We start from the raw sequence: 329 nt of genomic DNA, 5'->3' as shown, positions 1-329 counted from the left end.
GCTGAGGTAGACGCTACTGCACTTGTTGACGCTGATGTAGACGCTACAGCGCTAGTACTTGCTGAGGTAGAGGCTACTGCACTTGTGCTTGCTGAGGTAGAGGCTACAGCGCTAGTACTTGCTGATGTAGATGCTACGGCACTTGTTGACGCTGAGGTAGATGCTACAGCACTTGTTGATGCTGAGGTAGACGCTACTGCACTAGTCGACGCTGAGGTAGACGCTACGGCGCTTGTGCTTGCTGACGTAGAGGCTACCGCACTTGTTGATGCTGACGTAGACGCTACCGCACTTGTGCTTGCTGATGTAGATGCTACAGCGCTAGTACT

The 329-nt window shown here is 52.9% G+C and carries 1 pseudogene; it reads left to right on the top strand.

Annotated features, from left to right (window positions below):
* Positions 1-329: pseudogene (locus N8M20_RS10240) on the top strand (hypothetical protein); the annotation flags it as partial.

Source organism: Streptococcus mitis (genome assembly GCF_946190275.1).
Lineage (GTDB): Bacteria > Bacillota > Bacilli > Lactobacillales > Streptococcaceae > Streptococcus > Streptococcus mitis_DC.
Note: the sequence above shows the minus strand (reverse complement) of the source record. Positions and strands in the feature narration are given on the sequence as shown.